The organism is Flavobacterium ammoniigenes (assembly GCF_020886055.1).
Taxonomy (GTDB): Bacteria; Bacteroidota; Bacteroidia; order Flavobacteriales; family Flavobacteriaceae; genus Flavobacterium; species Flavobacterium ammoniigenes.
Window position 1 is genome coordinate 2086384 of record NZ_AP025184.1, and the last position, 23241, is coordinate 2109624.

At 36.0% G+C, this 23241-nt stretch carries 17 protein-coding genes; 9 read left to right on the plus strand and 8 right to left on the minus strand.

Translation table 11 applies throughout. The features are described 5' to 3' along the window. Position 1 precedes the first annotated feature (1 nt). The 4 genes from LPC21_RS09490 (at position 2) to LPC21_RS09505 (ending at position 2637) form a co-directional block, all read left to right on the plus strand. Positions 2 to 1012 (plus strand): dipeptide epimerase, encoded by a 1011-nt coding sequence (locus LPC21_RS09490; protein ID WP_229316939.1) that lies wholly within the window; start codon positions 2 to 4, stop codon positions 1010 to 1012. 22 nt (positions 1013 to 1034) lie between these two features. Next, positions 1035 to 1850: an alpha/beta hydrolase gene (locus tag LPC21_RS09495; protein WP_229316941.1), complete on the plus strand. Its 816-nt coding sequence runs from the start codon at positions 1035 to 1037 to the stop codon at positions 1848 to 1850. A gap of 74 nt (positions 1851 to 1924) precedes the next feature. Further along, the gene (locus tag LPC21_RS09500) at positions 1925 to 2383 is read left to right on the plus strand and encodes a DUF1456 family protein (protein WP_229316943.1); all 459 of its coding nucleotides are present in this window, start codon (positions 1925 to 1927) and stop codon (positions 2381 to 2383) included. Beyond that, complete coding sequence (locus tag LPC21_RS09505; protein ID WP_229316945.1) at positions 2383 to 2637, plus strand: hypothetical protein; 255 nt, start codon at positions 2383 to 2385, stop codon at positions 2635 to 2637. Before LPC21_RS09500 ends, LPC21_RS09505 begins: the two co-directional genes overlap by 1 nt. 69 nt (positions 2638 to 2706) lie before the next feature. On the opposite strand, the gene sucC is transcribed toward LPC21_RS09505, so the two are convergent. Continuing rightward, entirely contained in the window at positions 2707 to 3900 is a 1194-nt protein-coding gene (gene sucC / locus LPC21_RS09510; protein ID WP_229316947.1) for an ADP-forming succinate--CoA ligase subunit beta, read from the minus strand. A 407-nt stretch (positions 3901 to 4307) separates the two neighbouring features. Between sucC and gltB the strand changes: the two genes are divergently transcribed. The 3 genes from gltB to lysA all read left to right on the plus strand — a co-directional run bounded on the left by gltB (position 4308) and on the right by lysA (position 11681). Then, positions 4308 to 8825, plus strand: coding sequence for a glutamate synthase large subunit (gene gltB / locus LPC21_RS09515; RefSeq protein ID WP_229316949.1), 4518 nt, complete (start codon positions 4308 to 4310; stop codon positions 8823 to 8825). Positions 8826 to 8827: 2 nt separating this feature from the next. Next, the gene (locus tag LPC21_RS09520) at positions 8828 to 10282 is read left to right on the plus strand and encodes a glutamate synthase subunit beta (protein WP_229316951.1); all 1455 of its coding nucleotides are present in this window, start codon (positions 8828 to 8830) and stop codon (positions 10280 to 10282) included. Between the two features lie 181 nt (positions 10283 to 10463). Beyond that, positions 10464 to 11681, plus strand: coding sequence for a diaminopimelate decarboxylase (lysA, locus tag LPC21_RS09525; protein WP_229316953.1), 1218 nt, complete (start codon positions 10464 to 10466; stop codon positions 11679 to 11681). Between the two features lie 55 nt (positions 11682 to 11736). Here the strand turns inward: lysA and pafA are convergent, their stop codons facing one another. Then, positions 11737 to 13344 (minus strand): alkaline phosphatase PafA, encoded by a 1608-nt coding sequence (gene pafA / locus LPC21_RS09530; protein ID WP_229316955.1) that lies wholly within the window; start codon positions 13342 to 13344, stop codon positions 11737 to 11739. 106 nt (positions 13345 to 13450) lie between these two features. Next, entirely contained in the window at positions 13451 to 14113 is a 663-nt protein-coding gene (locus LPC21_RS09535; RefSeq protein WP_229316956.1) for a TrmH family RNA methyltransferase, read from the minus strand. 68 nt (positions 14114 to 14181) lie between these two features. On the opposite strand from LPC21_RS09535, the gene purB reads away from it, so the two are divergent. After that, complete coding sequence (purB, locus tag LPC21_RS09540; protein ID WP_229316957.1) at positions 14182 to 15528, plus strand: adenylosuccinate lyase; 1347 nt, start codon at positions 14182 to 14184, stop codon at positions 15526 to 15528. A gap of 73 nt (positions 15529 to 15601) precedes the next feature. Here purB and guaB read toward each other — a convergent pair whose 3' ends face one another. From guaB to LPC21_RS09565, 5 genes are all read right to left on the minus strand, one after another. After that, positions 15602 to 17074, minus strand: coding sequence for an IMP dehydrogenase (guaB, locus tag LPC21_RS09545; RefSeq protein ID WP_229316958.1), 1473 nt, complete (start codon positions 17072 to 17074; stop codon positions 15602 to 15604). An 81-nt stretch (positions 17075 to 17155) separates the two neighbouring features. After that, a complete protein-coding gene (locus LPC21_RS09550) occupies positions 17156 to 18550 on the minus strand; it encodes a DUF5723 family protein (RefSeq protein ID WP_229316959.1) in 1395 nt (464 codons plus the stop codon). Beyond that, positions 18547 to 19098, minus strand: coding sequence for a hypothetical protein (locus LPC21_RS09555; protein ID WP_229316960.1), 552 nt, complete (start codon positions 19096 to 19098; stop codon positions 18547 to 18549). Before LPC21_RS09555 ends, LPC21_RS09550 begins: the two co-directional genes overlap by 4 nt. A 58-nt stretch (positions 19099 to 19156) precedes the next feature. After that, positions 19157 to 20020, minus strand: a complete 864-nt coding sequence (locus LPC21_RS09560) for a beta/alpha barrel domain-containing protein (protein ID WP_229316961.1) — start codon at positions 20018 to 20020, stop codon at positions 19157 to 19159. Positions 20021 to 20068: 48 nt separating this feature from the next. Beyond that, a complete protein-coding gene (locus LPC21_RS09565; protein ID WP_229316962.1) occupies positions 20069 to 21088 on the minus strand; it encodes a quinone-dependent dihydroorotate dehydrogenase in 1020 nt (339 codons plus the stop codon). A 191-nt stretch (positions 21089 to 21279) separates the two neighbouring features. Between LPC21_RS09565 and thrS the strand changes: the two genes are divergently transcribed. Continuing rightward, a complete protein-coding gene (gene thrS / locus LPC21_RS09570; RefSeq protein ID WP_229316963.1) occupies positions 21280 to 23226 on the plus strand; it encodes a threonine--tRNA ligase in 1947 nt (648 codons plus the stop codon). The last annotated feature ends 15 nt before the right edge of the window (positions 23227 to 23241 follow it).

Below are 23241 nucleotides of genomic sequence, written 5' to 3' on the forward strand. Positions count from 1 at the left end.
TATGGAACTGATTTTAAAAGCCTACGACCTTAAATTAAAACACACTTTTACCATTTCCAGAAAGTCCATTGATGTGCAACCCTGCGTGATTGTGACTTTAATTGATGGAGAATTCTCTGGTTTTGGTGAAGCCTCTTCGAATCCCTATTACAATATTACGGTACCCATGATGATCGCAGATTTGGAAAAAATCAGACCTATCATTGAAACTTCAGGAACTGAAACTCCCGAAGGGTTTTGGGCCAAAATTTATCCTTATTTAAAAGACAACTTGTTTGCTTTATGCGCTTTGGACAATGCATATAATGATTTATATGCACGCAAAAAAGGAAAGAAGTTGTATGAATTATGGAATTACACCACCGAAAATAATCCATTAACTGATTATACCATTGGCATTGCTCCTATTGAAAAAATGGTAGCTAAAATGGAAGAATTACCTTGGCCTATTTATAAAATTAAATTGGGAACCGAAGAAGATATTGCCATTGTCAAAACTCTTCGTCAACACAGTAATGCTATTTTTAGAATTGATGCCAATTGTGGTTGGGGAGTCGATGAAACGATTCAGAATTCGATCGCATTAAAAAAACTGGGGGTCGAATTTTTAGAACAACCTCTAAAGGCAGACGACTGGGAAGGACATAAAGAAGTTTATAAACATTCTGCTTTACCAATAATTGCAGATGAAAGTTGTATCAAAGAAGAAGATGTGGCAAAATGTTACCATCATTTTCACGGAGTTAATATCAAATTAGCAAAATGTGGTGGGCTCACACCTGGGAGACGCATGATTCAAGAAGCCAAACGCTTGGGGTTACGCACCATGGCAGGCTGCATGACCGAATCTACTGTGGGTATTTCTGCCATTGCACAACTACTACCTGAATTGGATTATGTCGATATGGATGGTCCCTTGTTACTGAGCGAAGATATTGCGCGAGGTGTCACTATGGAATTCGGTAAAATCAATTATGCGAATGGTAGCGGAACCGGAGTGGAATTATTATAAATTAATTATACAGGCTTAAAATATGATTCAACGTCTAGCTCTATTCTTTCTAGTATGTTTTGCATTTAGTACAACATTTGCACAACAAGCTATATTAAGTACCGCATCAAAACAAGTGGCAACTTTCACCATAAAAGCACCGCAACTTAACACCGATAAGAAGATCTGGATTTATTTACCAAAAAAATACGATTCGTCTAAAAAGAAATATCCTGTAATCTATATGCACGACGCACAAAATCTTTTCGATGCCAAAACTTCATATGTTGGCGAATGGAATATTGACGAAAAATTGGACAGTCTTAATGCTCAAGTAATTATTGTGGGAATTGAGCATGGGAACGAAAAACGTATTGATGAATTAACGCCATTTAAAAATGCAAAATATAGTGGCGGAAATGCCGACAATTACCTCCGATTTATTGTGGAAACACTAAAGCCGGAAATAGACACTAAATACAGAACAAAATCAGACACCGAAAATACAGGTATTATTGGAAGTTCTCTTGGCGGATTAGTTTCTTATTATGCGGTTTTAAAATACCCTGAAATTTTCGGAAAAGCAGGTGTTTTTTCACCTTCTTTTTGGTTCAACCGAAAAGAAATCAACGAATTGACACAAAAAAATCCTCCGCTAAAAGCTAAAATTTATTTTCTGTGCGGAGACTATGAAGGCGATGCAGATGTCATTCCTGACCTAAATACAATTCACAATTTGATAACAGCAAAAAGAGATGCCAATTTGAATTTATCCAAAATAAGAATTGTCAAAGGAGGACAACATAACGAAAAATTATGGAGAGATGGTTTTGTAAAAGCGTATCTTTGGCTTTTTTAATTGTGGATGCTTTTTAATTTACTGTATTTTAAACTAAAAGGCACCAATCAAAATATATTCAAAAATAGTACAATATGACCAATAACGATATCTTTAAAAAATTACGTGTCGCCTTGATGCTTCGTGATGACCAAATAGTGGAGATTTTAGAATTAGTAGATTTTAGAATTTCAAAATCAGAATTAGGGGCTTTCTTCCGTGATGAAAAACACGAAAACTATATGGAATGTGGTGACCAAGTGTTGCGTAATTTTTTAAACGGATTAGTCATTCATTTGAGAGGTACTAAAGAAAATCCAAAAAATCCAAATGATGTATTAGCTAAACACAAAGCTGAAATTCCGAAGAAAGATAACACTAAAGAAAGACCTGAATTTAAGGCCAGTCCGAGAGATCCTGAAAAAGCAAGAGGAGATCAAAAACCAAAATCGTATCCTGGAGCTAAGAAGCCGTTTAAGAAAGGTAATGCTAAAGCAACTCCAAAAGTACAAGTGGTAGAAAAAGTACAATTCAAAAACGGGAAGAATAAATAATGAAAAAGTTAATTTTTAGTATTGCTATTATTTCTTCTCTAAGTAGTTATAGCCAAAGTACAACCGACAAAAAGAAAGACAGTCTCCCTGAAGATGTTGCCGTATTCATAGATGCCCAACTTACCAATTCAGAAGTATTAAAATCGATTCAACCGAATGATATTGAATCGATGAATGTTATCAAAAAAGACACTGTTGTTAACTCTAGAAAATATAGAGGGCAAATTTTCATCAAAATGAAAAAGAAACAATAAATACACACTATATAAAACAAAAAATCCTGAGCTTTCACTCAGGATTTTTTATATCAAATAGTTTTCTAATTAAGAAAGTGCCGCTTGAACTTGGTCCGCTGCTTCTTGGAATTCAACAGCAGATAAAATTGGCATTCCTGAATTATCAATTAATTCTTTTGCAATAGCTGCGTTTGTACCTTGTAAACGAACAATGATTGGCACTTTAATCGCATCACCCATATTTTTGTAGGCATCAACAACTCCTTGCGCCACACGGTCACAACGAACAATTCCACCAAAAATATTGATTAGGATAGCTTTTACGTTTGGATCTTTTAAGATAATACGGAAAGCAGTCTCAACACGTTTTGCATCAGCAGTTCCTCCTACGTCAAGAAAGTTAGCTGGTTCAAAACCTGCATATTTAATTAAATCCATAGTCGCCATCGCTAATCCAGCTCCGTTTACCATACATCCAACAGTTCCGTCAAGGTCAACATAATTTAAGCCTACTTCTTTTGCTTCTACTTCGATTGGATTTTCCTCACGGATATCACGCATGTCAGCATACGTTTTTTGTCTGTATAAAGCGTTATCGTCAATATTTACTTTAGCATCCACTGCTAAAATTTTATCATCTGAAGTTTTTAAAACTGGATTAATTTCAAACATAGAGGCATCTGAACCGATATACGCATTGTATAACGAATCAATGAATTTTACCATTTCTTTGAAAGCATTTCCAGAAAGTCCTAAATTAAAAGCAATTCGTCTTGCTTGAAATCCTTGCAATCCAACAGCAGGATCAATTTCTTCTGTAAAAATTAAATGTGGTGTATGTTCAGCTACTTCTTCGATATCCATTCCACCTTCTGTAGAATACATAATCATATTACGACCTGTGGCTCTGTTCAATAAAACAGAAACATAAAATTCAGAGGTTTCGCTTTCACCTGGATAGTATACATCCTCAGCAATTAAAACTTTGTGTACTTTTTTACCTTCTGCAGAAGTTTGAGGAGTTACTAATTGCATTCCGATGATTTGCTCAGAAATCTCTTCTACTTGTTGTAAGTTTTTAGCCAACTTTACTCCACCACCTTTTCCACGTCCACCTGCGTGAACTTGTGCTTTAACAACGTACCAACCGGTTCCGGTTTCGGCAGTTAATTGTTTCGCTGCAGCAACAGCTTCTACTGGACTATTAGCTACAATTCCGCGTTGAATGCGAACTCCATAGCTAGATAGAATCTCTTTTCCTTGATATTCGTGTATGTTCATAATAAAGAATTTGTCTGCTTCTCTGAAATTATTTCAGAATAAAAGTGGTACAAAAATAGCAAAATAATATACATACAATATATTTTTTTCATTAAAAAAGTAGTTCTTCCTAATTATATTTGATGCTTTGTCGAAAAGAGTGATTTTTTAATAAAATTTAAATAATACCAACTAATTTGTTACAAAAAATAACATTCTGTTATATTTCTGTTTTTAGCTTTAAAATCAGCATTTTTACAGCAATATTACAGCGCCTTATTGTCAATACTTCAATCCAATCACTATTTAATAACAATATCTTCATTTAAAGAACCGTTTTCTACTATTTTGGTAAAAATCAACCCAAAAGAGGTTTTGAATTCGGTAAATAGTACGAAATATTTAATTTTGTAAAAAAATTATCAAGCATGAAAGTTAAAGAACAAGGCCTTTATTTACCAGAATTTGAGCACGACAATTGTGGTGCAGGATTTATCTGTAATTTGAATGGAATCAAGTCGAATGATATTATACACAAAGCACTTGACATCCTAATTAAATTAGAGCACCGTGGTGCGGTAAGTGCCGATGGAAGAACGGGAGATGGAGCTGGAATTTTATTTGATATTCCAGATGCGTTCTTTAAAAAAGTATGCCATTTCGAGCTACCAGAAGTTCGCGAATATGCAGTAGGTATGCTTTTTTTACCGAAAAGTCAGAATCAAGTTGATTTTTGTATCAAAACATTTGAAAAATGTGTACAAGATCAAAATTTACAAATATTAGGTTGGAGAGATGTTCCTGTTGATGTATCTAATTTAGGACAAGTAGCAGCAGAAAAAGAACCAACAATCAAACAAGTTTTTGTTGGTAAAAATGGATTGAAAATTACTGAACAAGAATTCAATGCTAAATTATTTGCTGCAAGAAAAATTTCGGAGCATGCGATCCGCAACTCTAAAACTTCGGAAAGCCACCGATACTATTTCACAAGTTTATCTACTACAACTATTATATACAAAGGTTTATTGATGCCGGAAGACATCAGTAGATACTATACTGATTTAACTGATACCGATTTAGTTACGAGATTGGCTTTGGTTCACCAACGTTTCTCAACTAACACTTTTCCATCTTGGGATTTGGCGCAACCATTTAGATACATGTGTCATAATGGGGAGATCAATACCTTGAGAGGAAATGTAAGCCGCATGCGTTCTCGTGAAGAATTGATGGAAAGTCCAATCTTCGGAGACGATATCAAAAAATTATTCCCTATTATCTTAGAAGGAAAATCTGATTCCGCCTCTATGGATATGGTAGTTGAATTGTTATTGATGACAGGACGTTCTTTACCCGAAGCGATGATGATGGTGGTTCCAGAAGCTTGGGAAAAACACCAAACCATGTCGAAAGAGAAAAAAGCATTCTACGAATACAATGCTTGTATCATGGAACCTTGGGATGGTCCTGCTTCTATTCCGTTTACTGACGGAAATGTAATTGGAGCTTTATTGGATAGAAATGGACTACGTCCTTCTCGTTATACGTTGACAAAAAGTGGATTCGTAATCATGTCATCTGAAATTGGTGTATTGGATATCGATCCAGAAGATGTAATTCAACACGGACGTTTAGAGCCAGGAAAAATGTTCTTGGTTGACATGAACGAAGGTCGAATCATTGAAGATGAAGAAGTTAAAAATGCAGTGGTGACCAAACGTCCTTACCAAAAATGGTTGGATGGTAATTTGGTTCAATTGGCACAAATACCTTACACAAACAACCCTATCCCAACCGAAACTATCGATTTCCATACGAGACAGCGTTTGTTTGGCTATACTATTGAAGATTTAAAAACCATCATTAACCCTATGGGAGCCAAAGGTGCTGAAGCGATCAGTTCTATGGGTAATGATACTCCACTAGCTGTTTTATCAGAACAACCGCAATTATTATACAACTATTTCAAACAATTATTTGCTCAGGTAACCAACCCTCCTTTGGATGGTATTCGTGAGGAAATCATTACTGATATTAGTTTGGCTGTAGGTGGTGATTTCAATATTTTTGATATTGACGAAAAACACAGTAAAAAAATCAAAATTCAAAATCCAGTTATCTCAAACGAGGATTTGGATAAAATAAGAAACATTGATCACGCCGATTTCAAATCGGTTACTATTTCTACTTTATACAAAATAGAAAAAGGAGTGAACGGTTTAGAGCGTTCATTAGAAAAATGTATTCAAGCTACTTTCAAAGCAGTTTCAGAAGGATGCAACATTGTAATCCTTTCAGATAGAGGCGTTACTGAAAAATTAGCGCCAATCCCAATGTTATTGGCTTGTTCTTATATTCACCATACTTTAAACAAATTAGGGGTTCGTTCTAAATTTGGTATCATCATCGAATCGGCTGAACCACGTGAACCACACCACTTTGCTTTATTATTTGGATACGGTGCTAGTGCGATCAATCCGTATATGGTGAATGAAATCATTCATGACCAAGTAAACGAAGGACATATTACAGGAGTAAAAGCAGATTACGCTATTACAAACTACAATAAAGCCATTGCCAAAGGAATCGTTAAGATTATGAATAAAATCGGTATCTCTACCTTGCATTCCTACAAAGCGGCTCAAATTTTTGAAATTCTAGGTCTAAACAAATCGTTTAGCACTAAATATTTCCCTTTCACTCCTTCTCGAATTGAAGGAATTGGATTGATGGAAGTGGAAAAAGAAATCAAGAAAAGACACCAAAAAGCGTTTCCTAATTCTAAAATTGCCAACTTATTACCTTTAGAAATCGGTGGTATTTACAGATGGAGACGATCAGGGGAGAAACATATGTTCAACCCAACTACAATTGCTAAATTGCAACAAGCAGTTCGTTTGAACAGTCCAGAAGCCTACCAACAATATTCTGATATGGTGAATAATCAAAGTAAAAACTTGATGACCATTAGAGGTTTATTCGAATTCAACAATTTAGATCCAATTTCTATTGACGAAGTAGAACCATGGACCGAAATCGTTAAGAAATTCAAAACAGGTGCGATGTCTTATGGATCGATCAGTTCTGAAGCACACGAGAATTTAGCGATTGCGATGAACCGTATTGGTGGTAAGAGTAACTCTGGTGAAGGGGGTGAAAACCCAAAACGTTTCCAAAAAGAATTAAATGGTGACTCTAAAAATAGTGCTATCAAACAAGTAGCATCAGGACGTTTTGGTGTGTCGATTAACTATTTGACCAATGCCAAAGAAATCCAAATTAAAATGGCTCAAGGAGCAAAACCTGGTGAAGGTGGACAGCTTCCTGGAGAAAAAGTAGTGCCTTGGATTGCAGAAACAAGAAATTCAACTCCTTATGTAGGATTAATTTCTCCTCCTCCACACCACGATATTTATTCTATTGAAGATTTATCACAATTAATCTTTGACTTGAAAAATGCCAACCGTGAGGCACGTGTGAACGTAAAATTAGTATCTGAAGTGGGTGTTGGAACTATTGCTGCTGGTGTTGCCAAAGCAAAAGCCGACGTGATCTTGATTTCAGGATACGATGGAGGAACGGGTGCTGCACCATTGACTTCATTACAACATACTGGTATTCCATGGGAATTGGGATTGGCAGAAGCACAACAAACTTTAATTCTAAATGACTTAAGAAGTCGTGTCGTTTTAGAGTGTGACGGACAATTAAAAACAGGTCGTGACGTAGCCGTGGCTGCTTTATTAGGAGCAGAAGAATTCGGATTTGCAACCGCTCCATTAGTAGCGTCAGGTTGTATCATGATGAGAGCATGTCACTTGAACACTTGTCCAGTAGGTATTGCTACACAAGATCCTGAATTGAGAAAAAATTTCAAAGGAACTCCAGAACATGTGATCAACTTCATGTATTTTATTGCAGAAGAATTAAGACAAATCATGGCTCAATTAGGTTTCAGAACTTTGAAAGAAATGGTAGGTCAATCACAAAAATTAAATGTGAACAAAGCAATCGATCACTACAAAGCAAATGGTTTGGATTTATCAGCGATTTTATATAAACCAGAAAAAGCAAACGTAGTTCCAAATCACAATACAACATCGCAAGATCACGCCTTAGAAAACGTATTGGATTTTGATATTATCAAAGCAGCTATTCCTTCTATTTATAGAAAAGAGAAAACTAGAGTTACTTTCAATATCAAAAATACAGACCGTTCAGTAGGTGCTATATTAAGTAACGAAATTTCTAAAATATACGGAGCACAAGGTTTACCAGACGATACGATCTTGGTGGACTTTACAGGTTCGGCTGGACAAAGTTTTGGAGCATTTGCTACGAATGGATTGTCTTTCAAAATCCACGGTAACTGTAATGATTACTTAGGTAAAGGACTTTCTGGTGGTAAATTAATCATCAAAGTGCCACCAACGGCTACCTTCAAACCAGAAGAGAACATTATCATTGGTAACGTTGCGCTTTACGGAGCGATAACTGGTGAAGCCTATATCAATGGTATGGCTGGAGAACGTTTTGCCGTTCGTAATTCGGGTGCAACAGCAGTTGTAGAAGGAATTGGGGATCATGGTTGTGAATACATGACTGGTGGAAATGTAGTAATTCTAGGTAAAACTGGAAGAAACTTCGCTGCAGGTATGAGTGGTGGTATTGCTTATGTATACGATCCGGAGAAGAAATTCGACGCCACAGTTTGTAATATGGAAATGGTTGCATTCGAAGAAAACGATGCAGAAGATATTACTAAATTGAGACGATTGATTAAAAATCATTCTATGTATACGAATAGTCCATTGGCTAAACGAATTTTAGCCGATTGGGAAAATCAACAAAAACACTTTATCAAAGTGATGCCAACCGATTACAAAAAAGCATTACAAAGATTGGCAGAAGAAAATAAAGTGGAAGAATTAATAGCACAATAGTCATGGGAAAGATAGGTGGATTTAAAGAATATAGTAGAGCAGACGAAAGTAATATCGCTGTAGCAGAACGTGTTTCTAATTACAATGAATTTACTGTTCCGTTATCGAAAGAAAAAATAAAAGAACAAGGTTCAAGATGTATGGATTGTGGTATTCCGTTCTGTCATAGTTCCTGTCCGTTAGGAAATTTAATTCCTGATTTTAACGACATGGTACACCAAGAAGAATGGGAAAGCGCATTGGCCATCTTACAATCAACCAATAACTTCCCAGAATTTACTGGAAGATTATGCCCAGCACCTTGCGAAAAATCATGTGTGTTAGGTATAATCAAAGAACCGGTTGCTATTGAAAATATTGAAAAAAATATTGTCGAAAGAGGATTTGCAGAAGGTTGGATCAAACCACAAATTCCTACTCAAAGAACTGGTAAAACCGTAGCTGTTGTAGGTTCTGGACCTGCTGGATTAGCGGCAGCACAACAATTAAATCGTGCCGGCCATACGGTAACGGTTTTTGAAAGAGACAATGCTATTGGAGGTTTATTACGTTACGGAATTCCAAACTTCAAATTAGAAAAAGGAATCATCGACAGACGTGTGGCTATCCTAGAAGCAGAAGGAATCACTTTCAAAACAAACGTTCACGTTGGAGTAAACTTCAGCATTGATGAATTGAAAGCTTTTGACTCGGTTGTACTTTGTGGTGGTGCTACTGAAAGAAGAGGATTACCAACCAAAGGTGCAGATGCTAAAGGTGTTGTTCAAGCCATGACATTCTTAACACAACAAACTAAAGTGGTTTGGGGAGAATCAGTTGCTGACCAAATTGTTGCTACCGGAAAAGATGTCATCGTTATTGGTGGTGGAGATACCGGTTCTGACTGTGTGGGTACGTCTAATCGACAAGGTGCCAAATCAGTAACTAACTTTGAGATTATGCCAAAACCACCAGTGGGAAGAAGCGAATCGACTCCTTGGCCTTACTGGCCGTTACAATTAAAAACATCGTCTTCACATGAAGAAGGTTGTAACAGAAACTGGCTAATCAATACCAAAGAATTCATTACTAACGATAAAGGCGAATTAACTGCTTTAAAAACAGTGGAAGTAGAATGGAAAATTGTTCCAGGTCAACGCCCAGAATTAATTGAAAAAGAAGGTTCTGAAAAAATCTGGCCTTGTGACTTAGCATTGTTAGCCCTAGGATTTACAGGCCCTGAAAAAACATTAAGCGAACAATTAGGTATTGAAACTGATGTTAGAACCAATTATAAAGCAAACAACTACCAAACCAATGTGCCTCATATTTTCACAGCCGGTGATATGAGAAGAGGACAATCATTAATAGTTTGGGCTATCTCTGAAGGCCGTGAGGCTGCCAGAGAAGTAGATTTGTTCTTAATGGGTTCAACAAACCTACCTACAAAAGGTAACGGAGATTTACCTACACTATAACTAAACAACAACACAACTCTCCAAAAATCCCTTGATTGATTTCAAGGGATTTTTTTTATATTTTTTCAATAAAATTGACTTAATGTTTTAAATTAAACATTTTGTTATATTTTGTTAAACTATCTTATTTAATTTGTTTGTACGATATAAGAACTATAAATTTGCCCAAAATTAGAATCCCATGCACGGAAAAGACTTATTACATTTAGCTGAACAATTTGGTAGCCCCTTATATGTTTATGATGCCGAAAAAATACAATCGCAATACAACAGATTGACTAAAGCGTTTTCTAAAGTTGAAACACTTCGAATCAATTATGCAATGAAAGCATTATCCAATGTAGCCATTTTGCAATTATTGAGAGATATGGGTTCTGGTTTGGATACAGTTTCCATTCAGGAAGTTTTATTAGGATTACACGCCGGTTATGAGCCTGAAAAAATATTTTTTACGCCTAACGGTGTTTCTTTAGAAGAAATAGAAGAAGTGGCTGCAATGGGTGTTCAAATCAACATTGACAACTTGTCTATCCTAGAACAATTTGGAACCAAATACCCAGACACACCAGTTTGTATTCGCATTAATCCTCATGTTATGGCGGGTGGAAACACCAACATTTCCGTAGGACATATTGATAGTAAATTTGGTATCTCAATTCACCAATTGCCACACTTAATTCGTATTGTAGAAAATACAAAAATGAACATTGTGGGTATTCACATGCATACCGGATCGGATATTTTAGATATTGAGGTATTCTTGTATGCTGCTGAAATCTTATTTGATGTGGCTAAAAATTTCAAAAACTTAGAATTTTTAGATTTTGGTAGTGGTTTCAAAGTACCTTATAAAAAAGACGATATTGAAACTGATATTGAAGAGTTAGGTAAAAAATTATCCAAACGTTTCAATGATTTCTGCACAGAATATGGTAAAGAATTGACCTTAATCTTCGAACCAGGAAAATTCTTGGTGAGTGAGGCCGGTTTCTTCTTGGCAAAAGTGAATGTGGTAAAACAAACTACTTCTACTGTTTTTGCAGGAGTGGACAGTGGATTCAATCACTTGATTCGTCCAATGCTTTACGGATCACAGCACCACATTGAAAACATCTCTAATCCAAAAGGAAAAGAGCGTTTTTACTCAGTTGTGGGTTACATTTGCGAGACAGATACTTTTGCTAACAACCGACGCATTGCTGAAATCAACGAGGGAGATATTCTGTGTTTCAAAAATGCAGGTGCTTATTGCTTCTCTATGTCATCGAATTACAATTCCAGATACAAACCTGCAGAGGTTTTATGGATGAATGGTGAAGGCCATTTAATTCGTGCCAAAGAATCGTTTGAAGATTTATTACGCAATCAAATTCCGTTGCCAGTCGCTGCAACTGTTTAATACATAAAAAAATCCCGTTCTATTGAACGGGATTTTTTATAGCTACGAATAATTTCTAAAACAATTCAACTAATACTTCAGACTCTGTTCCATTAGGAAATGGAATTTTTAATAGTTGTGAAAGCGTTGGTGCTATTTGAGTGATGTGTTTTTTGGAATGTGAATTCCCCTTGGGAACATGCCAACCGTAAAAAAGCATCGGTACATGCGTGTCATAACTATTAGCCGAACCATGCGTTGTTCCTGTCTCAATGTATTCTAAATAGCCTGCTTTGTCTAAAATAAAAAGATCTCCATTTTGTTTTGGATCATAACCTTTAGCAATAAAACTCAAGAAATAATCATCTCCGGTTGAAGCTAAAATTTCTTCCTCGGTATAGACGCGTTTCACTTGGTCTTGTGTCATCATAAAGTCTTTGAAACTTTGTTTTACTTTGGCCAATTCTAAACCTTTTTCTTTAAGAATTGATTTATTAAAGTACAAATTAGAATTTGAGTAATTAACTATTACATCTGCACCAAAAGTATCGTTAGAAAATTTTCGTAAAGCGGCATCTACACTTTTAGAAGGCACATTTTTAACATTGTATTTATTGTCTTTCAAATAGTTAGGATTCTCTGCTCCTGCATGATCGGCAGTTAAGAACAATACGTAATTGTCTTTTCCGACGGTTTGATCCAAATACGTCATGAACTTAGCCAAGGTCAAATCCAATCGCAAATAGGTGTCTTGCAATTCCATAGAACGCGGTCCAAAAGTATGTCCAACATAATCTGTAGAAGAAAAACTCACAGCCAAGAAATCAGTAATAGCGTCTTTCCCTAATTGTTCTTTATCAATTGCTCTTATCGCCAAATCAGCTAAAATGTCATTGCCAAAAGGCGTAGTACGCAATACATCTGCCCCCTTTTCATCGTATATTTTTTTCAAATTATATGGAAAAACAGGTCCTGTGGTTTTGTCAATTTTTCCTTCATACGGATTATCATCAACTAAACTTTCGTCGTAAGTCGCAACCGGCTTAAGCAAATCCCATCCCCCATTAATGTAATTCAAATAACGCTTTTCATTATTGAAATCCGTTACCCAAGAAGGTAAACTTGTGCCATAAAACGTACTCGAAATAAACGCTCCCGTTTTACTGTACCAATACGCCCCATTGGCAAAATGACCCGCTGGCAAAATTGCACCTCGGTCTTTAATACTCATCCCAATGACTTTCCCTTTAAAGTTGGTTGCCATACGCAATTCATCAGTGATCGTAGTACTTAATAAATTTTTAGGAGACATGGCTCCTTCTTTATCTGTTCCGTCTCCGATTGTTTTTACGCTGGCATCATCAGTGCAATACATTTCTTTTCCGGTGGAACGATTGAACCATTCGTTTCCAACAATTCCGTGTGTTGCAGGAGTTGTTCCAGTGTAAATAGAAGCATGTCCTGGCGCAGTATAAGTTGGCACATAATTGTAATGCATATTATGAAAAGTATAACCACCGTTCATAATTCTCTTAAAACCATTAGCAGAAAAATCATCTGAAAAACGATACAAATATTCCATCTTCATTTGGTCTACCACAATTCCAACTACTAATTTCGGACGCTGCTGAGCTTGAATAGTTAGAATACTAGACAAAGCAAAAAACAATATAATTTTTTTCATTTTATTCTATTTTATACCCTTCAAAAATAGGGATTAAATTGGATAATTATTTTCAACAATGGATTATTGAATACATTTAATTTAAAGATAACATAAATACCGAATTCTATTTTGGATTTTCTTCAAAATAGCGTTGTTCGATACGTTTGATGTCTTTGATGGAATTTTTGGCCCAAGCCAATCGTTTTACTAGAATTTCGTCTTCAGATAATTGCCAATTAATATCTGAATTGCGTAGTCTGTTGGTCAAATTCTGAATAATAATGGCTGCCGATACTGATATATTTAGACTTTCTGTAAATCCAACCATGGGAATCTTTAAGAAGCCATCAGCCTCTTTCATGATTTCTTCGGACAAACCGTCGATTTCGGTTCCGAAAAACAAGGCGCTAGGTTTTGAAATATCAAAATTTTCTAACAAACAATCATTTTCATGTGGTGTAGTCGCAATGATTTGATAGCCTTTGTTTCTAAGGGTTTGAATACAGGCCGAAGGAGAGTCAAATGTATTGATATCGACCCATTTTTGAGCACCCATCGCAATTTGTTTGTCAATGCTTTTTCCGTATCGCTGTTCTATTACGTTTAATTCTTGGATACCAAAAACCTCACAACTGCGCATTACGGCACTGGTATTATGCATTTGGAAAACATCTTCCACTGCTATGGTAAAATGATTGGTTCTATTTTTCAAAACATTCAAAAAGCGCTCTTTCCGATTGTCGGTCAAAATGTTTTCAAGAAAATTAAGGTAATCAATATCAATCATTGTCTCTTTTTTTGGAGGCAAAAATACTAAAAAGGTTTATATTTGCACTTTCGAAAAAACAACACCAAATGACTACTCTTAACGAATTGAATGCCATTTCTCCAATCGACGGGAGATACAGAAATAAAACGCTTTCTTTAGCTCCTTTTTTCTCAGAAGAAGCCTTAATCAAATACCGTGTATTAATTGAGATTGAATATTTCATCGCTTTATGTGAAGTGCCTTTACCTCAACTTGCAGCCGTAAATCCGAATGTATTCGAAAGTTTGCGTAACATCTATAAAAACTTTTCTACCGAAGATGCGCTTTGGATCAAAGAGACAGAGAAAGTAACGAATCACGATGTGAAAGCAGTAGAATATTTTATCAAAGATGCTTTTGAAAAATTAGGTTTGTCAGCTTACAAAGAGTTTATCCATTTTGGATTGACTTCTCAAGATATTAATAACACTGCTATTCCGCTTTCGACCAAAGAAGCCTTTGAAAAAGTATATATGCCTTCTTTGATTGGTGTGATTTCAAAATTAAAAGAACTAAGCACAGAGTGGAAAGACATTCCATTGTTAGCTCGTACTCATGGACAACCCGCTTCTCCTACTCGTTTAGGAAAAGAAATTGGCGTTTTTGTAGAACGTTTGGAAGAGCAAATGCGTTTGTTATTCAATATTCCGTTTGCCGCTAAATTTGGTGGAGCAACCGGAAATTACAACGCCCACCATGTGGCCTACCCACAAATTGATTGGAAACTATTCGGAACTACTTTTGTGGAAACCAATTTAGGTTTACACCATTCTTTCCCAACAACTCAAATTGAGCATTACGATCACTTCGCTGCCTTTTTTGATGCCTTGAAGAGAATCAATACCATTATCATTGACTTAGATCGCGATATTTGGACGTATGTTTCCATGGAATATTTCAAACAAAAAATCAAAGCAGGAGAAATTGGTTCTTCGGCTATGCCACATAAAGTAAACCCGATTGATTTTGAAAATTCAGAAGGAAATTTAGGGATTGCCAATGCTATTTTTGAACATTTATCCGCTAAGTTACCTATTTCAAGATTACAACGTGATTTAACTGATAGTACGGTTTTGAGAAATATTGGTGTACCAATGGGACACACCATTATTGCTTTTGAAGCTACCTTGAAAGGCTTGAACAAATTATTGTTGAACGAGCCTAAATTCCACGAAGATTTAGAGAAAAACTGGGCGGTTGTAGCTGAGGCTATCCAAACAATTTTACGTCGTGAGGCCTATCCAAATCCATATGAAGCATTGAAAGGTTTGACTAGAACCAATGAAGCGATTACCAAAGAATCGATTCATAGTTTCATTGCAACTTTGGATGTAAGTGACGCTATCAAAACCGAATTATTACAAATTACACCAAGTAACTTTGTAGGGATTTAAATTCTAAAATAAAGAACATAAAAAAGGCTTAAGAAATATCTTAAGCCTTTTTTTATTTGAATATGTACTCTAATTATCTTGAATAATTCGGAGCTTCTTTAGTAATCGTAACATTATGTGGATGACTTTCTGTAATTCCGCTTGAAGTAATACGAACAAAACGTCCAGTATCTTGTAGGGTTGGAATATCTTTAGCACCACAGTAACCCATTCCGGCACGAAGACCACCAATGAATTGTAACATACTTTCGTTTAATTCTCCTTTGTAAGGTACACGACCTACAATTCCTTCTGGAACTAATTTTTTTACATCGTCTTCCACATCTTGGAAATAACGGTCTTTCGAACCACCTTGCATGGCTTCAACAGACCCCATTCCGCGATACGACTTGAATTTTCTTCCTTCAAAAATAATGGTTTCCCCTGGAGATTCTTTAGTACCAGCTAAAAGCGAACCTAACATTACACAGTCAGCACCTGCAGCAATCGCTTTAGGGATATCTCCGGTATAACGAATTCCACCATCTGCAATTACGGGAACTCCGGTTCCTTTGATAGCCGCAGCTACTTCTAAAACAGCAGAGAATTGAGGAAAACCAACACCTGCCACAATACGAGTAGTACAAATCGAACCTGGTCCAATTCCTACTTTTACGCCATCAGCCCCATTTTCAACTAAATATTTAGCCGCTTCTGGTGTAGCAATATTTCCTACTATAACATCAATTTTAGGAAATTTAGCTTTTACTTCTTTCAACACATTTACCACACCTTGCGTATGTCCGTGAGCAGTATCTATGATAATTGCATCAACTCCCGCTTTTACCAAAGCTTCTGCTCGTTGTACCGCATCTCCTGTAACTCCAATAGCAGCAGCAACTCGCAAACGTCCATAAACGTCTTTGTTAGCAATAGGTTTCTGTGTTAATTTGGTAATATCTCTAAAAGTGATTAATCCTACTAATTCATTTTTAGCATTGATCACTGGTAATTTTTCGATTTTATTTCCTTGTAAAACTACTTCTGCTTGTTCTAATGAAGTTCCTTCAGCAACAGTAATAAGGTTTTGAGAAGTCATTACTTCAACAATCGGACGTGCACCATTTTTTTCAAAACGTAAATCACGATTGGTAACAATTCCTTTTAAGATTTTATTTTCGTCTACAATTGGTATTCCACCAATTCCAAATTCTTTCATCGCATTTTTAGCATCAGCAACCGTAGAAGTCAACGGTAAAGTAACTGGATCAATGATCATTCCTGACTCTGCACGCTTTACTTTACGTACTTTGGCAGCTTGTTGTTCAATTGTCATATTCTTATGAAGCACTCCAATTCCGCCTTCTTGCGCCATAGCAATTGCCATAGAACTTTCAGTTACCGTATCCATAGCAGCTGCTACGATAGGAACGTTTAAGGTAATGTTTCTTGAAAATTTAGATTGGATACTTACTTCGCGTGGAAGCACATTAGAATAATTAGGTACTAATAGAACGTCATCGTAAGTTAATCCTTCGCCGATAATCTTAGAATTGTGTGCGATCATTGCAATTTGAAGTTGTGGTTAAATTGCGTGCAAATATAGATAATCTTCCCTTATATTTCTAGTAATTTGAATAAAATCTCATTAATCATTCAAAATTACGTTCAATCCCAATTGAAAAGAAAGGCTATTTGCCTTAGAAATATCCGCATAAGACAAAAGATTATCTGCCAAAATATAAAAGTGTACTGGCCCCATTTTCGTTGACATCCCTAATCCCAAATTGGAGTACGAAAAAGAATCCAACGTATAGGTGGCTTTTACTTGAAAATCCTTTGAAAAGTTTCTTTTGAAAAACGCAGTAACTGCCATTAAGGGAGATTTTGGTGTGGTCATCATAAATAATTGTGCGCCAACTGTACTTTTATAAAAGGTAGTACGATCGGTTCCTTCACAATTGCAAACTCCATCTACGACTCTTTCCTCTTCAAAAGAATATTGAGCCGAAGCATTCAATTTTGTTGGTCGCCAAGTGGTGTATTTCGTATGTAAAGTATCAAATACAATAGCGTCTTTGAAATCTTGATAATTCGCTTGAGCAACATTTTCATTATTAAATTTGGGCACCAATCCTTTATAATTATAAAATCCTTTGTAACTGTAACTTTCTATATTCTTTTTATGATTGATATAACCTAAATCAATAATACTTGCAGTCAACTGCATATTTGATTGCGGATAATAAGTCAGTCCCAAATCAATTCCTAAACCTAAATTTCCTCCAAGCAAGATGCCTTTCTTAATATCAGTTCCAACATTACTATTGCTATTAGCATCATTGTATTGAGCAAATCCAGAAGTGTTTAACTGTAAATTGGAATAGACAATTTGTTCATAATAAGAGTCCGTTGAAGTATTGGTATAGATATAACCCGCATTTGAAATTGAACTTGCATCGAAAATACTGGAATATAATTTGGCTCTAGCCCCAATAATTAAATCGTCCTGAATCTTTTTATGAAATCCAACATGAAAAACAGACGAAAGAGCTGCTTTAATACTTATGTCAGCTAAATTAAACCGTTTTCCAATATAATCTTTGTTACCATAAATAGCTAGCACAGCAATATCTTGAGGAACATAACTTAAAAAATCGAATTCTTGGTACAGTCCAAAAGACAAATACCCTTTATCTTCATACCGACTCCCCAATTTAAAACCACCATTAAATAGCTCTAATTGTTGATTCAAACTCAATACATCGTTAGAAGTAGTTTGGGATAGAATATTTTTTAATTTGGTAGTAAAATCAACCCCATCATTAGCAAACAAATCGTAAGCAGAAAATCCACTAGAACCCACATTCATTGAAATGCCCGACAATAAAGGTACACCTGCATACCATTTGTATTTTATATCGGCACCCGGATTAGTCATCAACGATTGAGGAATGTCAGTAAAGTTATACAGCAACTGTTTGTTCTGGGCAGTCAAATTAGCTGCTATAAAAAAACAAACTAGGAATACTATTTTTTTCATTGAAGTACAAAATAAGCCGTTATACCTGAACGCATTTTAATAGATCCAGAACTGGTTTCTGTCAAAGGCGCTCCCGAAGCCATTCTAATGTTCATATCTATTCGAGTAGTATTTTTTAATGTGGTCAGTCGAATTCCTTGAAATACTTCCTTTTGAACAACCTTGTTTAGTGCTCCATAATAAGCAGGTACAGCAATAGAAATAACATCCAATTGAACTCCTGTTGCATTATATAATTTTACATCCAAAACATAAGCTCTTGTAATTGTATTAGTGATTTCAAAATCCAAATCAACTTTGGTCAAATTATTGACAAAAAATGAGTTGTTAAAAACATCAATGGTAGATCGATCTATAAATTGCGGTGTTTCTATTCCATTGGTCACAAACTCATGAGCTGGAATATCAAAATACAGCAAATTTGCAACATAAGTAGGTTCTAACTGAAGGTTTTTCGATTGTTCATAATCTAAATCACTGGAACATGAGCAATAGAAAAGCACCAAAAAGAATAACCCGAAAAATCGATATAGAAGAAGGCGTTTCATAAAATAGGGCATTGTGTTTGTATAGGAGCAAAACGGCATTCTAATTCATTTATTGTTATTAATAGAATTGGCCAAATACTTTTGACGCTTCATTATACGCACTTTCAAAACTCATCGGACTCAAATTAGTAGTGGCTTTTTGAGCCGTAAAATAGGAGAGTAATTTTTCTGTAGGCATATTTCCAGTCAAATGATTGGTCGCCATGGGGCATCCACCAAAACCTTGAATCGCACCATCAAATCGGAGGCAGCCAGCATGATAGGCAGCTTCAATTTTTTCAAACCATGAATCTGGAGTGGTGTGTAAATGTGCGCCAAATTCAATAGTTGGATAAGCCGGAATTAAATTGGAAAACAAATACGAAATCACTTCTGGAGTAGAACTTCCAATGGTGTCAGAAAGTGACACAATTTTAACTCCCATTCCTGCTAATTTTTCAGTCCACTCCCCCACAATTTCAGTGTTCCAAGGATCACCGTAGGGATTGCCAAAACCCATAGAAAGATAAGCTATTACTTGTTTATTTTTAGCATCAGCCAAATTTAAAATCTCTTGTAAACTGACTAAAGATTGCGAAATGGTTTTGTGGGTATTACGCATTTGAAAGTTTTCCGAAATAGAAAATGGGAAACCTAAATATTGAATTTCAGGGAAAGTACAAGCCGTTTCAGCACCTTGCGTATTGGCAATAATGGCCAGTAACTTACTTTTGGTTTGAGACAAATCCAATTGAGCTAAAACTTCGGCAGTATCTTGCATTTGGGGAATCGCTTTAGGCGAAACAAAACTTCCAAAATCAATGCTATCAAACCCCACTCGCAATAACGATTGGATATACGTCACTTTGTTAGCCGTCGGAATAAAAGTCTTTATTCCTTGCATAGCATCACGCGGACATTCAATGATTTTTACTGTTTTCATAGCGAATCAAAGGTAGTAAAAATCAAGAGTTAGAAAACAAAGAAAAATCTATTTATTTCTTAAAACTGCTTTGTTAATTGCTTTGACCAAGGCTGGACCTTCGTAAATAAATCCTGTGTATAATTGCACCAAACTAGCTCCTGCTGCTAGCTTTTCGAGAGCATCTTCGGCCGAATGAATACCTCCTACTCCAATAATTGGAAACGATTGATTACTTTTTTCAGCTAAAAATCGAATAACTTCTGTTGATCGTTTTTCCAAAGGTTTTCCAGACAAGCCACCTGTCTCAATTTTATTTTCAGAAACCAATCCATCACGTGACAAAGTTGTATTAGTGGCAATCACTCCTGCAATTTTGGTTTCGTTGACAATATCGATAATATCCAACAATTGTTCATCTGTTAAATCCGGTGCGATTTTTAATAAAATAGGTTTCTGTTTTGGCTTAGCCCAATTTTTATTTTGCAAGGTTTGCAACAATTCGGTTAACGGCTCTTTATCTTGTAAAGCACGTAAATTAGGGGTGTTTGGCGAACTCACATTGACCACAAAATAATCTACATAATCAAACAACGCCTCAAAACAAATTTCATAATCAGAAGTCGCTTCTTCGTTAGGTGTTACTTTGTTTTTTCCAATATTTCCACCAATCAAGACTCCATTATTTTTTTTCAAACGCAACACTGCTTCTTCCACTCCGCCGTTATTAAAACCCATTCGGTTAATAATCGCGCTATCTTCCTTCAAACGGAACAAACGTTTTTTTGGATTTCCATCCTGTGCTTTTGGCGTAATCGTACCAATTTCGATAAAGCCAAAACCGAAGTCGGACAACTCTTTATACAAAACCGCATTCTTATCAAAACCGGCAGCTAAACCTACTGGGTTTTTAAATTTCAATCCGAAAACTTCGGTTTCTAAACGTCGATCATTCACTTCGTATAAGGCACGAAAAAGTCCTGAAAAACCAGGTATTTTAGAAATGATACGAATCAATGAAAAGGTAAAATAGTGCACTTTTTCAGGGTCAAAACAAAAAAGTATCGGACGAATTAATAGCTTGTACATAGTTGTGATTTTGAGTGTTGCAAAAGTAAAGAATAGTTTTTAGTAACGAAACTTCTAGAGCCAATTTTAAAACAAGTTCCAATTTTGAATATTATTTGCTAAAATCCGCTAAAAACCACGCACAAACCTTGCTTATATTTTGTGTGTGTTTTTTCAATACCCTATATTTGCAATCCTAAAAATAGTTTACAATGATTAAGATTACTTTACCCGATGGGTCTGTGAAAGAATTTGCAGCTGGGATTACCCCAATGGACGTTGCAAAAAGCATTAGCGAAGGATTGGCTAGAAATGTTATTTCTGCATCATTCAATGGTACTACCGTTGAAACCGTTACGCCTTTGACCACAGATGGTAGTCTTGTTCTTTTTACTTGGAATGACGAAGGAGGAAAAAAAGCCTTTTGGCACTCTACTTCTCACGTGATGGCGCAGGTTTTAGAAGAAATGTATCCAGGAATCAAATTGACTCTTGGACCTGCAATCGCTAACGGATTTTATTATGATGTTGATTTCGAAGATCATAAAATTACAGATGCCGATTTCAAAAAAATTGAAGACCGCGTTTTAGAAATTTCAAGAGACAAACACGAATTCAAATTGCGTCCTGTGACTAAGGCAGAAGCGCTTGAAGTATACAAAGACAATGTCTACAAAACCGAATTAATTTCGAACCTAGAAGACGGAACGATTACTTTTTGTGATCACTCTACTTTCACTGATTTATGTCGTGGAGGTCATATTCCAAACACTGGAATTATCAAGGCCATGAAAGTGATGAGCGTTGCTGGTGCGTATTGGAGAGGTGATGAAAAAAACAAACAGTTAACTCGAGTGTACGGAATTTCATTCCCAAAGCAAAAAGATTTGACTGAATACCTAGAATTATTGGAAGAGGCCAAACGTCGTGACCACAGAAAACTAGGAAAAGAATTGGAATTGTTTGCTTTTTCATCTAAAGTGGGGCAAGGTTTGCCTTTATGGTTGCCTAAAGGCGCTGCTTTGCGTGATCGTTTAGAACAATTTTTGAAAAGAGCACAGAAAAAAGCAGGTTACGAACAAGTAGTTACACCCCATATTGGTCAAAAAGAATTGTACGTAACTTCAGGGCACTATGCGAAGTATGGTGCTGATAGTTTTCAACCCATCAACACGCCAGCCGAAGGTGAAGAGTTTTTGTTGAAACCTATGAACTGTCCTCACCACTGTGAGATTTACAATGTGCGTCCTTGGTCGTACAAAGATTTACCAAAGCGTTATGCTGAATTTGGAACCGTATACCGTTACGAACAAAGTGGCGAATTACACGGTTTAACTCGTGTTAGAGGATTTACTCAAGACGATGCACACATTTTCTGTACGCCAGAACAATTGGACGAAGAATTCAAAAAAGTAATTGATTTGGTATTATATGTTTTCGGTTCCTTAGGATTTGAAAACTTTACCGCTCAAATTTCATTACGCGATCAAGAAAATAGAGACAAGTACATTGGTTCTGACGAAAATTGGGAAAAAGCCGAAAATGCTATTATCAATGCTGCTAGAGACAAAGGATTGAATACCGTTGTTGAATATGGCGAAGCTGCTTTCTATGGTCCAAAGCTGGATTTCATGGTAAAAGATGCTTTAGGAAGACAATGGCAATTAGGAACTATTCAAGTCGATTACAACTTGCCAGAGCGTTTTGATTTGACCTACAAAGGATCTGATGATCAATTACATAGACCGGTAATGATTCACCGTGCACCATTTGGTTCAATGGAACGTTTTATTGCTATTTTATTAGAGCATACTGCCGGTAATTTCCCATTGTGGTTAATGCCTGAGCAAGCTATTATCTTGTCATTGAGCGAGAAATATGAAATATATGCCAAAAAAGTTTTAGATTTGCTAGAAAATCACGAAATTCGCGCCCTAATTGACAATCGAAACGAAACAATCGGCAAGAAAATTAGAGATGCTGAAATGCAAAAAACGCCTTTCATGCTGATTGTAGGTGAAGAAGAAGAAAAAAACGGTACAATTTCAATTCGACGTCACGGTCAAGAAGGAAAAGGAAACATAACAGTTACCATAGAGGAATTTGCCGCTATTGTTACTGAAGAGATCAACAAAACATTAAAAGTATTTACAGTTTAACTTAAATTTTAAAGC